At 39.7% G+C, this 14,464-nt stretch carries 13 protein-coding genes; all 13 read left to right on the top strand.

The window, feature by feature from the left end; translation table 11 throughout:
- The first annotated feature begins 1 nt into the window (after position 1).
- Positions 2 to 709 (top strand): metal ABC transporter ATP-binding protein, encoded by a 708-nt coding sequence (locus LG375_RS06020; protein ID WP_037597367.1) that lies wholly within the window; start codon positions 2 to 4, stop codon positions 707 to 709.
- Positions 702 to 1,514: a metal ABC transporter permease gene (locus LG375_RS06015; RefSeq protein WP_037598920.1), complete on the top strand. Its 813-nt coding sequence runs from the start codon at positions 702 to 704 to the stop codon at positions 1,512 to 1,514. Before LG375_RS06020 ends, LG375_RS06015 begins: the two co-directional genes overlap by 8 nt.
- A gap of 163 nt (positions 1,515 to 1,677) precedes the next feature.
- The gene (locus LG375_RS06010; RefSeq protein WP_225745487.1) at positions 1,678 to 2,616 is read left to right on the top strand and encodes an AEC family transporter; all 939 of its coding nucleotides are present in this window, start codon (positions 1,678 to 1,680) and stop codon (positions 2,614 to 2,616) included.
- Positions 2,617 to 2,769: 153 nt separating this feature from the next.
- Positions 2,770 to 4,956 (top strand): PTS transporter subunit IIBC, encoded by a 2,187-nt coding sequence (locus LG375_RS06005; protein WP_225745486.1) that lies wholly within the window; start codon positions 2,770 to 2,772, stop codon positions 4,954 to 4,956.
- A gap of 97 nt (positions 4,957 to 5,053) precedes the next feature.
- Complete coding sequence (locus LG375_RS06000; protein ID WP_021143492.1) at positions 5,054 to 5,869, top strand: endonuclease/exonuclease/phosphatase family protein; 816 nt, start codon at positions 5,054 to 5,056, stop codon at positions 5,867 to 5,869.
- Positions 5,870 to 5,971: 102 nt separating this feature from the next.
- Positions 5,972 to 7,321 (top strand): glucose-6-phosphate isomerase, encoded by a 1,350-nt coding sequence (locus tag LG375_RS05995; protein WP_002883580.1) that lies wholly within the window; start codon positions 5,972 to 5,974, stop codon positions 7,319 to 7,321.
- Positions 7,322 to 7,513: 192 nt separating this feature from the next.
- Entirely contained in the window at positions 7,514 to 8,386 is an 873-nt protein-coding gene (locus LG375_RS05990) for a helix-turn-helix domain-containing protein (RefSeq protein ID WP_048790380.1), read from the top strand.
- 153 nt (positions 8,387 to 8,539) lie between these two features.
- Positions 8,540 to 10,117 carry an ATP-binding cassette domain-containing protein gene (locus tag LG375_RS05985; RefSeq protein ID WP_107372491.1) on the top strand — a complete coding sequence of 526 codons (1,578 nt, stop codon included), beginning with the start codon at positions 8,540 to 8,542 and terminating at the stop codon, positions 10,115 to 10,117.
- 160 nt (positions 10,118 to 10,277) lie between these two features.
- Entirely contained in the window at positions 10,278 to 10,994 is a 717-nt protein-coding gene (locus LG375_RS05980; RefSeq protein ID WP_002883635.1) for a YebC/PmpR family DNA-binding transcriptional regulator, read from the top strand.
- A gap of 125 nt (positions 10,995 to 11,119) precedes the next feature.
- Positions 11,120 to 11,458 carry a preprotein translocase subunit YajC gene (locus tag LG375_RS05975; RefSeq protein WP_013989990.1) on the top strand — a complete coding sequence of 113 codons (339 nt, stop codon included), beginning with the start codon at positions 11,120 to 11,122 and terminating at the stop codon, positions 11,456 to 11,458.
- 128 nt (positions 11,459 to 11,586) lie between these two features.
- Positions 11,587 to 12,336, top strand: a complete 750-nt coding sequence (locus tag LG375_RS05970; protein WP_002886457.1) for an isoprenyl transferase — start codon at positions 11,587 to 11,589, stop codon at positions 12,334 to 12,336.
- Between the two features lie 12 nt (positions 12,337 to 12,348).
- Positions 12,349 to 13,143 (top strand): phosphatidate cytidylyltransferase, encoded by a 795-nt coding sequence (locus tag LG375_RS05965; protein WP_073690039.1) that lies wholly within the window; start codon positions 12,349 to 12,351, stop codon positions 13,141 to 13,143.
- A 16-nt stretch (positions 13,144 to 13,159) separates the two neighbouring features.
- A complete protein-coding gene (gene rseP, locus LG375_RS05960) occupies positions 13,160 to 14,422 on the top strand; it encodes an RIP metalloprotease RseP (protein ID WP_073685732.1) in 1,263 nt (420 codons plus the stop codon).
- Positions 14,423 to 14,464: the final 42 nt, after the last annotated feature.

Below are 14,464 nucleotides of genomic sequence, written 5' to 3'. Positions count from 1 at the left end.
GATGCGCTATATTACAGTTGAAGGACTGAGCTTCCAGTATGATGCGGAGCCCGTTTTGGACAATATTCACTATCATTTGGATTCTGGGGAGTTTGTAACCCTGACTGGGGAAAATGGAGCGGCCAAGTCAACGCTTATCAAGGCTACCCTCGGAATTCTCAAGCCTAAGAAGGGAACTGTAACCATCTCTGAAACCAATAAAGATGGTAAAAAGCTTCGTATGGCCTATCTTCCCCAGCAAATTGCCAGCTTTAATGCAGGTTTTCCGAGCACGGTCTACGAGTTTGTGAAGTCTGGCCGTTATCCTCGTCAGGGGTGGTTTCGTCGTTTGACGAAGCACGACTTGGAACACGTTCAACGTGCCCTTGAGTCTGTAGGTATGTGGGAAAATCGTCACAAGCAAATTGGGCGTCTCTCAGGTGGCCAGAAGCAACGTGCTGTTATTGCTCGTATTTTTGCCTCAGATCCAGATATTTTTGTCTTGGATGAGCCAACGACGGGTATGGATGCAGGGACAGCTAATACTTTCTATGAACTCATGCACCACTCGGCTCACAAGCATGGCAAGTCGGTCTTGATGATTACCCACGACCCAGAGGAAGTCAAAGAGTACACAGACCGTAATATTCATCTGGTTCGTAATCAGAAATTGCCTTGGCGTTGTTTCAATGTTCATGAAAAGGATGGAGAGGAGCACAGACATGATTAGTGAATTATTAGCCTATGATTTTATGCAACGTGCTATTCTCGCCGTGATTGCTATCAGCATCTTTTCTCCGATTTTGGGGCTCTTCTTAATTCTTCGTCGTCAGAGTCTGATGAGCGATACCTTGAGTCACGTGTCCCTAGCTGGGGTAGCTGTTGGGATTTTCTTGGGACAATCAACCACTTGGATGACCCTTGTGGTTGTGGTTATTGCCGCTTTGGTTTTGGAATATCTCAGGGTCAGTTACAAGCATTATATGGAGATTTCAACGGCTATCCTCATGTCAATGGGATTGGCAGTGGCTCTTATTCTTAGTAACAAGGCGGGTAGCAGTAGCATGAGTCTGGATAGCTATCTTTTTGGTTCTATCATCACCATTAGCTCTGAACAGGTCTATGCCCTCTTTGTTATTGCGGCTATTGTACTGGTCTTGACCTTACTCTTTATTCGTCCTATGTATCTTTTAACCTTTGACGAGGACACCGCTCATGTGGATGGCTTGCCAGTTCGTCTCATGTCTCTCCTCTTCAATATTGTGACAGGGATAGCGATTGCCCTGATGATTCCAGCAGCAGGGTCACTTTTGGTTTCCACCATCATGATTCTTCCAGCAGCTATTGGTATGAAAATAGGTCAAACCTTTAAATCTGTCATTTTCTGGGCTATTGGTATTGGTTTGGTTGGCATGCTCTCTGGTATTTTTATTTCCTATTATTGGGAAACACCAGCTAGTGCCACTATTACCCTTATCTTTATCGCCTTCTTTGGTCTGGTATCAATCTTTGAACCTCTCTTAAAAGCAGAATAGATAATAGAAGAAAAGGGCTTGAGAAATCAAGCTCTTTTTGTGATATACTAAAATGGTTTTTGAGAGAAGTTAAAATAAGAATGGTAGCTTTCTAGGCAGAAATGATGATTATATTTCTCTGGTATCCATTATCATTTGTAATAGTAACAAAAAAGGAGAAAACATGGAAATCTTTCTAACGAGTATATCGGGAATCCTAGTCATTTTGGGTATGATTTTAGTGGGATTCGTAATGGGTGAAAAAGGCTGGTTTGACGACAAGTCACGTGGTCTTATAGCTAAGCTAGTCACTCAAATTGCCCTTCCTTGTTATATGCTCTATACGATTACACAGCGTTTCACAGCGGCAGACCTACTTAAAATGTTGCCGGAATTGCGTTTTCCTACACTTTCTATGGTGATTTTACTCGGGATTGCGACAGCGGTGGCTAGAATTTTTGCAGTGAAAAAGGAGCGTCGTGGTCTCTTTATTTCCATGTTTTTTAATTCGAATACCATTTTTGTGGGGCTCCCTATCAATCAAGCCCTCTTTGGCGATGCTAGTATCCCCTATGTTCTTATCTATTATATGTGCAATACAACCTTTTTCTGGACCTTGGGGACCTACCTCATCCAACGTGATGGGGAAGGAGACGCTGAATTTGATTTAAGAACAAGTCTGAAAAAAATCTTCTCCCCCCCTCTAATGGGCTTCGTGTTAGGCCTTATTATTGTTATCCTCCATATTAAATTACCAAGCTTTTTAGCCAGTGACTTGCAGTATTTAGGTAGTTTGACGACTCCTTTATCTATGATTTTCATCGGTTTGTCAGTATCCAATGCAGGTGTCAAGCAGTTGGTTCTTAAAAAGGACCAGTTACTGATTTTGCTGGGACGCTTTGTGGTTGCTCCTCTCTTGATGGCTACCATCGTATATTGGGCACCCCTCCCAACTTTGATGAAGCAAGTTTTTATCATCCAGTCGGCTATGCCTGTCATGACCAATGCTCCAGTTGTTGCTAAACTATATGGGGCTGATAGTGATTACGCTGCTGTCATGGTTACTGAGACTACCCTTGCTACCATGATTGTTATTCCAATTTTGATGGTTCTTATGGCTTAAAAAAAATCAAGTAACCCCGGTTTTTCTGAGTTTTTTTAAATTTGTAAAAAAATTCAAAAAAAGTTTACGAAAACGCTTTACAAATCATCAAAAGGTGCTATAATAATTGTATAAGTTATGCAAACGTTTGCATCAAACATAGGAGGAAATGAAATGAATAAGCTAAAAGAAAAATTTGGCTTTGAGTTCTGGCAAAAATTCGGTAAAGCCCTCATGGTCGTTATCGCGGTTATGCCAGCAGCAGGTCTCATGATTTCTATCGGTAAAACGATTGCCATGATTAATCCAAACATGGCACCACTCGTTATTACTGGTGGATTTCTTGAGCAGATTGGTTGGGGGGTTATTGGTAACCTTCACATCTTGTTCGCCCTTGCCATTGGTGGTAGCTGGGCTAAGGAACGTGCAGGCGGTGCCTTTGCGGCAGGTCTTGCCTTTATCTTGATTAACCGTTTGACTGGTTCAATCTTTGGTGTTACTTCAGATATTCTTGCTGATAAGGCTGCAACAGTTCACACCGTTTTTGGTCAATCAATTAAGGTGTCTGACTACTTCATCAGTGTTATGGAAGCTCCAGCCCTTAACATGGGTGTATTCGTAGGTATCATCTCTGGTTTCATCGGAGCTACTGCCTTCAATAAATACTATAACTTCCGTAAATTGCCAGAAGCTTTGTCATTCTTCAATGGTAAACGTTTCGTACCATTCGTAGTTATTCTTCGTTCAGCTATTGCAGCTATCGTTCTTGCTATCGTATGGCCAGTTATTCAATCAGGAATCAATGGTTTTGGTATGTGGATTGCCAGCTCAAAAGAAACTGCTCCAATCTTGGCACCGTTCTTGTTCGGTACATTGGAACGTCTTCTCTTGCCATTTGGTCTTCACCACATGTTGACTATCCCAATTAACTACACTCAATTGGGTGGTACTTATGAAGTCTTGACCGGTGCTGCAAAAGGTACTAAGGTATTGGGTCAAGACCCACTCTGGCTTGCTTGGGTTACTGACCTTGCAAACCTTAAAGGTTCAAACCCAGAGCAATATAAACACGTTCTTGAATCCGTTACACCAGCTCGTTTCAAAGTTGGTCAAATGATTGGTTCATTTGGTATCTTGATGGGTATGGTGGTAGCTATCTACCGTAACGTTGATGATGATAAGAAACATCAGTACAAAGGTATGTTGACTGCAACTGCGCTTGCAACATTCTTGACAGGGGTAACAGAGCCTATCGAGTATATGTTCATGTTCGTAGCTACTCCACTTTACATTATTTACGCATTTGTACAAGGTGCTGCCTTTGCAATGGCTGATATCGTTCACCTTCGTGTTCACTCATTCGGTTCTATCGAATTCTTGACACGTACACCACTCGCTATTAACGCTGGTTTGGCGATGGATATCGTTAACTTCATTTGGGTAACTGTACTCTTTGGTGTTATCATGTTCTTCATCGCAAACTTCATGATTAAGAAATTTGATTACGCTACACCAGGACGTAACGGTAACTATGAACAAAACGATGATGCTCCTGCAGAATCTGCTGGATCAGCAGGTGCTGGAACAAGCTCAGCAAGTTCACAAGTTATCAACATTATCAACCTTCTTGGTGGACGTGCTAACATCGTCGATGTTGACGCATGTATGACTCGTCTCCGTGTTACTGTTAAAGACGCTGAAAAAGTCGGAACTGAAGAACAATGGAAAGCTGAAGGAGCTATGGGTCTTGTCATGAAAGGACAAGGGGTTCAAGCTATCTATGGTCCTAAAGCAGACGTATTGAAATCTGATATCCAAGACGTTCTTGATTCAGGTGAAGTTATTCCTGAAACACTTCCAAGTCAAATGACTGCTGTTCAAAAAGCAGAAGCTAACTTCAAAGGTGTGACTGATGAAGTGCATTCAGTTGCTGATGGTCAAGTTATCAACATCGAAGATGTTAAAGACCCAGTATTCTCACAAAAAATGATGGGTGACGGCTTCGCTGTAGAACCAGAAAACGGTAAAATCGTTTCACCAGTAGCTGGTAAAGTGACAAGCATCTTCCCAACTAAACACGCTCTTGGTTTGGTAACAGATAATGGTCTTGAAGTTTTGGTTCACATCGGACTTGACACTGTTAGCCTTGAAGGTAAACCATTCGACGTTAAAGTTACTGAAGGTCAAACAGTTGCTGCAGGTGATCTCTTGGTTGAAGCAAACCTTGATGCTATCCGTGAAGCAGGTCGTGAAACATCTACAGTTGTTGTCTTTACAAATGCAGATGCAATCAAATCAGTTAAAGTAGAACATACAGGTAAATTGGCTGCTAACGCTCCAGTTGCAGAAGTAGAACTTTAATTTGCTAAACGATAAACAAGCAGACAGCCCTTGGGCTGTTTTGTTTGTAAATGACCCTATGTCATTTCTAGATGCAAGTCAGAAGAGGGATAAACTTATGAAATTTCTAACTTTAAATACCCACAGTTGGATGGAAGAAGATGCTGAAGGAAAATTCCAAACCTTAAAGGAACAGATCCTAAAGGCTAAGTATGATATTATTTGCTTCCAGGAAGTTAACCAAGAAATAGAGACTTCTGTTGTAGACACGGATGCTTACTATCATGCACTTCCATCAGCAACACCAATCCACCAAGATCACTTTGTCCGTCTTCTTGTGGAAAAGTTGGCTGAAGAAGGGCTTCAATACCATTGGACTTGGGCCTATAATCACATTGGTTATGATCACCTTAATGAAGGGGTTGCCGTCTTGTCACGTCAACCATTGACAGCGAGTGAAATCTTGGTTTCAGATGTTGATGATCCAACTGACTACCATACACGCCGTGTAGCAGTTGCTGAAACTACTGTAGATGGCCGAGAAGTTGCTGTTGCTAGTGTTCACCTTTCATGGTGGGACAAAGGTTTCCAAGAAGAGTGGGCACGTATTGAGGAACGTTTCAAAGCTATTGGGAAACCGCTCATCCTAGCAGGTGACTTTAATAACCCAGCAGGTCGCGAAGGGCATCAAGCCATCTTGGCTAGCTCGCTCAATCTTCAAGATAGTTTTGAAGTAGCTAAAGAAACAACTGGTAGCTATACAGTTGGACCAGGTATCGATGGCTGGAAGGGCAATGAAGAGCCTTTACGTATCGATTATGTCTTTGCAAGCCAAGATTGGACAGTAGAGCGCCTTAGTGTGATTTTTGACGGCAATAATCAACCTTTGGTAAGTGACCACTACGGTCTTGAAGCAGAATTAACATTTAAGTAGAACTGTATCCTATTATGACCTAATAAGGGTAAAAAACATTGTCAAAAGACAAATAAAAGAGTAAACTAGAAGCTATAATTGAATTTTTATAAGGAGAGACTAATGGCTCATATTACATTTGATTATTCAAAAGTTTTGGATAAATTTGTAGCACCACACGAAGTGGACAACCTTCAAGCACAAGTAACAGTAGCAGACGAAATGATTCGCAAAGGAACTGGCCCAGGGGCAGACTTCCTTGGATGGCGTGACCTTCCAGAAAACTACGATCGTGAAGAATTTGATCGTATCTTGAAAGCTGCTGAAAAAATCAAAGAAGAAAGCGATGTTTTGGTTGTTATCGGTATCGGTGGTTCTTACCTTGGTGCCAAAGCAGCCATTGACTTCTTGAATCATCACTTTGCTAACCTTCAAACAAAAGAAGAACGCAAAGCACCACAAATTGTTTACGCTGGTAACTCAATTTCATCAACTTATCTTGCAGACTTGCTTGAGTATGTTGAAGATAAAGACTTCTCAGTTAACGTTATCTCTAAATCAGGTACAACAACTGAACCAGCTATCGCTTTCCGTGTTTTCAAGGAACTCCTTGTTAAGAAATACGGTCAAGAAGAAGCAAACAAACGTATCTACGCAACAACTGACCGCCAAAAAGGTGCAGTTAAAGTTGAAGCAGATGCTAACGGTTGGGAAACTTTCGTTGTTCCAGATGACATCGGTGGACGTTTCTCAGTATTGACAGCTGTAGGTCTCTTGCCAATCGCAGCTTCAGGTGCTGATATCAAAGCCCTTATGGAAGGTGCTAACGCTGCACGTAAAGAGTATTCTTCATCTAAAATCTCTGAAAACGAAGCTTACCAATACGCTGCACTTCGTAACATCCTTTACCGTAAAGGTTACACAACTGAAATCTTAGCTAACTACGAACCATCACTTCAATACTTCTCAGAATGGTGGAAACAATTGGCTGGTGAATCTGAAGGTAAAGACCAAAGAGGTATCTACCCAACATCAGCAAACTTCTCAACAGACTTGCACTCTCTTGGACAATTTATCCAAGAAGGTACACGTAACCTCTTTGAGACAGTTGTTCGTGTGGAAAAACCACGTAAGAACGTGATTATCCCTGAATTGGAAGAAGATCTTGATGGACTTGGTTACCTCCAAGGTAAAGATGTTGACTTTGTTAACAAAAAAGCAACAGACGGTGTTCTTCTTGCACACACAGATGGTGATGTGCCAAACATGTTCATCACTCTTCCTGAACAAGATGCCTTTACATTGGGTTACATCATCTACTTCTTTGAAATTGCTATCGCCCTTTCAGGTTACTTGAATGCTATCAACCCATTCGATCAACCAGGTGTAGAAGCATACAAGAAAAACATGTTCGCCCTTCTTGGTAAACCAGGATTTGAAGAACTTGGAGCAGAACTTAACGCTCGCTTGTAATTCTCAGATAAGATCAGCTTTGGCTGGTCTTTTTTTATCCATTTGTAAGCTAAAACTTTCCATTGATTATTTCTTGTAGGTTAATTTACGAATTTTTATTTTAAACGTTTTGGACTGGCTAGTTGGGCTTTGTGGCTCTTTAATTTAGAAATGATTGCTGTTATAATTAGTTCAAGCATAGGAGGATGGATCATGATTGGACCTGTTGAAATGGGTGCTTTGTTGAAAAAAATTCGTTTATCAAAGAATTTGACATTGAAAGAACTTGCTAGTGATTATTTATCAGTATCTTTCCTATCAAAATTTGAACGTGGAGAATCTGATATCTCATTATCTAGATTTTTTCTTTTGTTAGATAAATTGGATGTCAGTATTGAAGAGTTCTATGGTATTTTATCTCAAGATAATCCAACTCATACTGAAAAGTTATTAGAAAGTGCTAGTAAGGCTTATTATCAAAACGATATTTTATTGTTACAGAAGTACGCTGGAGAAGAGCGTCATAAATTTGAGCTCACACAAGACAAATCATTTCTCTATAACAGTATTATGCTAGAATCTTTTTTGGTAAGTGTTTCAAATAAAGAAGTTGATGAAAATAAGGTAAGGGAATTAACAGACTATCTTTTTAGCATTGAACAATGGGGAAAAAGAGAGTTAATCATATTAGGAAATAGTATGTCGTTTATTTCCACCCAGACACTTAATGTTTTGACCAAGGAGATCGTGTATAGAACTAGACTTTTTGGAAAGAGCGACTCAAATCAAAGAATTCGACTTAGTCTTCTTATTAATGCAGCTTATGAATTTTTACGACGTGATGAATTAGATTCTGCGAAATACTACTTAGATTTAGTCAATGATAGTGGAATTCCTGAGGTCCTCTTATATGAAAGACATGAGTTGATATTTGTAATGGGAACCTACTTGATAAAGTCAGGTGAAGTTACTGAAGGGAGAAATCTAATTGAGGGGTGTTTAGAAACTCTTAGGACTTTAGGTGCGGAAAATTTATTGCTTACTAAGGAATCAGAGTATCAAGAGTTGCTAAATTCCACTATATGACAATTTTATAGAGTGAGTTGAAAAATAGAATAAACTAAAACCATAGTACAATATCACTATGGTTTTTAATTTTCAATGGATATATGGAGTTCCAATGTATTCAATTTATCCAACTGACTAAATACCAAGGTGATTTAGATTGTGAGGAAATCTATGAGAACCTATATTCTTAAATACAAATATGAAAATTTAGTTCATATCTTACTGCTAGCGTTGAATGCTGCTATTTTCGTGAGTGCTTCGGTAACCTTGGCTTTAATGACTAATCAGCTGGTATCGAAGCGAATCCAATCCTTTTTAGCTTTATTAGGTTTAGAGGTAGGGCTTTACGTTATTTATTTAGTTTTAAATTATATTATTGCTGTAAATCAAACAAAACTAATCCAGAAAATGACTTTGTCTATTCGTCAGTCTTATCTTAGTAAAATTATTCACCATTCTTTTAGTGAATTCAGAAAGAGTGATATTGGAGAGCATCTCTCTGTATTAAATAATGATATTCAATTGATTGAATCAAATGGCTTTACAAGTATTTATACCCTTTGTTCAACAGTATTCACTACTTTGTTTTCAATTATTGCCTTATTAAGTTATGATGTAAGGATTGTTCTGTTAGCCATTTTTTTAACTTTGTGTCTGACCTATCTTCCCAAACCATTTACCAATAAAATGCAGAAATCAATGGAGAAATTTTCCCAAGCGAATGAGGAACTTGTTTCTGGAGTAAGCGATCAGTTATATGGATATGCGGATGTTTATTATGCCAGTCGTAAACAGATATTTCTTAGACAAGTAAGGTCCATTGTTGAGGAATATATTGTACAAAAAATTATTTTTACAAAAAGAAATACTAGCACTGAGACGCTGATGGCTTTATTTTCAGTTGCCGCTCAGATGTTGATACTTCTTCTAACTGGCTTGTTAATTATTTTTGGGAATATTGCCGTAGGTACCATTGCTTCTGTGGGTCAGATATCAGGTAATATTTTTAACTCTCTATCTACCATTAATCAGCTGCAAGTGACAATTAAGTCTGTCGATCCTATCTTAAAAAAATTTCACGATTATCCAGAGGATCCAAAGACTTGCATAGCGACTATTCAGGATGTTCGTTTTGAGAATGTAAGTTATCATTTTGGAGAGAAGGGTATTATTAAGGGATTCACTCAAACCTTTAAAGAGGGAGGTAAGTACGCTATTACTGGATGCTCAGGAAGTGGGAAGTCCACCCTGCTTAATATGCTCCTAGGAAATCTTAAAGATTATAAGGGAAAAATCTTGTTTGAGAAATTGGAGTTAAAAGAGATTGATGAGAACTCAATCGTATCTAATTGTGCCTATGTTGGGAGTCAAACTCATATCTATAATGACACCTTGAGGAACAATCTAACTCTTTGGAATGAAGCCATTACTGATACGCACATCAAGGAAGCTCTTGAAAGAGTTAATCTTTTATCTTTCCTAAGTCGTATAGATGAGCAAGTAAGTGACGGTAGCTTTTCGGAGGGTCAAAAACAAAGAATAGGCCTGATAAGAGCGTTTTTAAAAGGAAGTTCGGTTGTGATTTTTGATGAAGCCACTGCAAATCTTGACCATAATAATGCTACTCGTATTGAGCACCTATTATTAAGTGATCCTAATATCACTTATATCACAGTTACCCACCATCTAATAAAGGGAAATGAACCATATTTTGATGAGATTATTTGCTTGGGAGAGGACGCTGAGTAAATGTTTGATATGATAAATGCTTAGGATTTATTTCAATTTTACTAACGGCAGTCAAAGTGCTATAATGTAAGGGATTGTGAATTTAGCGTGTTTTGCTATTTTCAAAAAAGAAAAAAACAAATCAGAGATGTCAGAACATCTCTTAGAAGAGGTGAATCCCATGGGACGTAAATGGGCTAATATCGTTGCTAAGAAAACTGCTAAAGATGGTGCAAACTCAAAGGTGTACGCTAAGTTTGGTGTTGAAATCTATGTAGCTGCTAAACAAGGTGAACCAGATCCAGAATCAAACTCAGCTTTGAAATTTGTTTTGGAGCGTGCTAAACAAGCGCAAGTACCAAAACACGTTATTGATAAGGCCATTGATAAGGCTAAAGGTAACACAGATGAAACTTTCGTTGAAGGACGTTATGAAGGGTTTGGGCCAAATGGTTCTATGATCATCGTAGATACTTTGACTTCAAACGTTAACCGCACAGCTGCTAACGTACGTACTGCCTTTGGTAAAAATGGTGGTAACATGGGTGCATCAGGTTCTGTTTCATACATGTTTGATAAAAAAGGTGTTATCGTTTTTGCAGGTGAAGATGCAGACGCAATCTTTGAACAATTGCTTGAAGCTGATGTAGAAGTTGAAGATGTAGAAGCAGAAGATGGTACTATCACTGTTTATACTGAGCCAACAGATCTTCATAAAGCGTTGGAAGCTCTCCGTGCTAACGGACAGGAAGAGTTCCAAGTGACTGAACTTGAAATGATTCCACAAACTGAGGTTACTCTTGAAGGTGAAGACCTTGAAGTTTTCGAAGGACTTATTGATGCGCTTGAAGCAGACGATGATGTTCAAAAGGTTTACCACAACGTAGCAGATATGTAGTCTCATTCAACACTTTCCTCACGATGGAAAGTGTTTTTGTGTGGTCTGTCTAAGGATTTGTCTTGCTTGTCCTGACTTAATCTGATATAGTAGTAGCCAAGTGAATTATTGGAGGAATACGAAATATGAATATGATGCTAGTTTTGGCCATTTATGTGGTCGCTATTGTTGCTTATGTGGCTTTCAGCCGTCGTCGCCAAGCAAAGGCACAGGAAGACCGTTTTGCAGGCCTTGCTAAGGGTGCTGAAGTTGAAACAATCGGTGGTTTGATTGCTATTGTTGATGAGATTGACAAAGAGAATAACCGTATCGTTTTGGATGCAGAAGGTGTTTTCTTGACTTTTGATTTGAGTCGTTCAATCATGAAAGTGATCACACCAGCACCAACTACAGAAACAGCAGAAACAACTAAAAAGACAATTATCGAAGAAGATTCAGCAATTGAGTCTTCTGATGAAAAGTAAGATGTGTATTTGAGACTAGGTTAAATCCTGGTCTTTTTGCGTTTTCTAATCTTATCGGTATTAAAAGCTGTTCAGAACCCCTGAAAATGTGGTAAAATAAAGGGTAAACTATATTTAGAGGATATTCCATGTTTAAATTTAGAAAAAAATCTCATCAAGAGGTTCTAGACAATATTCCCAACCATATTGGTATTATTATGGATGGAAATGGCCGTTGGGCTAAAAAGCGTCTACAACCACGTGTGATGGGGCATAAGGCTGGGATGGACGCCTTGCAAAAGGTAACTATCGAAGCATCACAACTTGGAGTTAAGGTATTGACCGTCTATGCCTTCTCAACTGAAAACTGGTCACGCCCACAAGATGAAGTGAAATTCATCATGAATTTGCCAGTTGAATTTTTTAACAAGTATGTACCAGAATTAGACAAAAACAATGTTCGTATTTTGACAATCGGAGATAACAGTCGTTTGCCTAAGGAGACTTTAGATGCTCTTGAAAAGGCAGTTGAGCAGACGAAACATAATTCCGGTTTGGTTCTTAATTTTGCACTGAACTATGGTGGTCGTGCGGAGATTGTATCTGCTGTTCAAGCGATTGCTAAAGAGGTTGAAGCAGGAAAACTCAGTCCTGAAGCTATTGATGAAGATCTCATTGCTAAGCATTTGATGACAGATAAATTGCCTTACCTCTATCGTGATCCAGATTTAATTATCCGTACGAGTGGCGAGCTTCGTCTTAGTAATTTCTTACCTTGGCAATCTGCCTATAGTGAGTTTTACTTCACAGATGTTTTCTGGCCAGACTTTGACCAGCAGGGGCTACGTCAAGCCATCTCTGACTACAATAAACGTCACCGTCGCTTCGGTGGTGTCTAGAAAGGACCTCTCATGCAAGAACGTTTAATTGGTGGGGGTGTGGTAGCAGCCATTTTCCTCCCATTGCTCTTTATCGGCGGTCTTCCTTTCCAACTTTTAGTTGGGGCTATGGCCATGGTTGCGGTGTCTGAGATGCTTCGCATGAAGCACTTGGAGATTTTCTCTATCGAGGGTATTTTATCAATGGTGGCAGCCTTTATCTTGGCTGTACCGATTGATCGGTATTTTATCAGTCTTCCAACAAATGCTAGTGTGACAGGTTTCGCTGTTATTTCATTTTTGATTCTAGCGGGGACTGTCCTTAATAGCGACCACTATTCTTTTGACGATGCAGCTTATCCAATCGCATCTGCCTTTTATGTTGGTTTTGGTTTCCAAAATCTCATTGTAGCACGTTTGGATAGTTGGGAAAAGGTTCTCTTTGCCCTTTTTATTGTTTGGGCAACGGATATTGGGGCTTACCTCTTTGGTCGTCAATTTGGTCAAAATAAGTTATTGCCAAAAGTATCACCAAATAAGACTATTGAAGGTAGTGTCGGTGGTATCTTATCAGCAATCATTGTGGCTCTTATCTTTGGTTTGATTAACCACGGAGTTTATGCCCCTCATAACTTCTTCTGGTTGCTTATCTGTACGATTCTCTTTAGTATTTTTGGTCAATTTGGTGATTTGGTTGAATCAGCTATTAAACGTCACTTTGGCGTTAAAGACTCAGGCAATCTCATTCCTGGGCATGGTGGTATTTTGGATCGTTGTGACAGCTGGATCTTCGTTTTCCCAATCATGCACTTCCTAGGACTTTTTTAAGAGTGGGGGTGTCTAGATGAAAGCTATTATTACCTTTTTACTGATTTTCTGTGTGATTGTCGTTTTCCATGAGTTTGGTCACTTCTTTTTCGCCAAACGTTCAGGAATTTTGGTTCGTGAATTTGCCATTGGTATGGGACCGAAAATTTTTGCACACACTGGTAAGGATGGTACCGTTTATACTATCCGTATTCTCCCTTTGGGTGGTTATGTCCGTATGGCTGGTTGGGGTGAAGATACAACTGAGATTAAAACAGGTAGTCCTGCTAGTCTAACGATTGGATCAGATGGTAAGGTAAGACGTATCAATCTTTCGGATCGCCAGGTTGACCAGACGGCTTTACCTATGAACGTCACTGCCTATGATTTGGAAGATAAGTTAACCATTACAGGTCTAGTCCTAGATGAGACCAAGACCTATGAGGTTGACCATGATGCCACTATCGTTGAGGAGGATGGTACAGAACTTCGTATCGCTCCTAAGGATGTCCAATATCAAAATGCTAGCATTTGGGGACGCTTAATTACCAACTTTGCTGGTCCTATGAATAACTTCATCCTTGGGGTGCTTGTCTTTATTATCTTAGCCTTTGTTCAAGGTGGTGTTCAAGACACATCAACCAACCGTATTCAGGTGGCTGATGGTGGTGCTGCTCAGGTAGCAGGCTTGAAAAATGGTGATGCCATCGAGGCTATCAATAAGGACAAGGTTACTGATTGGGACAGCTTGAAGGAAGCATTGACAGAGAATACTCAAAAATTCTCCAAAGGTGACAGCCTTTCTGTGACGGTTAAGAGAAGTAACGGTCAGGAAGAAACGGTCTCTGTTAAACCTAAGGAGAGTCAAGGTAGCTACTTTTTGGGTGTTTCTCCTGCCTTAAAAACAGGTCTAAAAGATAAGATTTTTGGTGGTTTCCAAATGGCTTGGGAAGGGGCCTTCAAAATTCTCGTGGCACTCAAGGGGCTTATCACCAACTTTAGTTTGAATAAACTTGGTGGACCAGTTGCCATGTTCCAGATGTCTGCCCAGGCTTCAGAAAGTGGCTTGATTTCCATTCTTAACCTTATGGGGATGCTCTCAATTAACTTGGGAATTTTCAATCTTATCCCAATTCCAGCCCTTGACGGTGGAAAAATTGTTATGAATATTATTGAAGCCATTCGTCGTAAACCACTTAATCAAGAAATTGAAAGCTATATTACACTTGCAGGTGTTGCTATCATGGTTGTTCTTATGATTGCAGTCACTTGGAATGATATTATGCGTGCTTTCTTTTAATTAGAAACAAAGAAACGAAAGGAAGTCTAAGGGACTTGACCC

The organism is Streptococcus sp. Marseille-Q3604 (assembly GCF_916619785.1).
GTDB lineage: Bacteria > Bacillota > Bacilli > Lactobacillales > Streptococcaceae > Streptococcus.
This window is presented reverse-complemented; position numbering and strand designations above follow the sequence as displayed.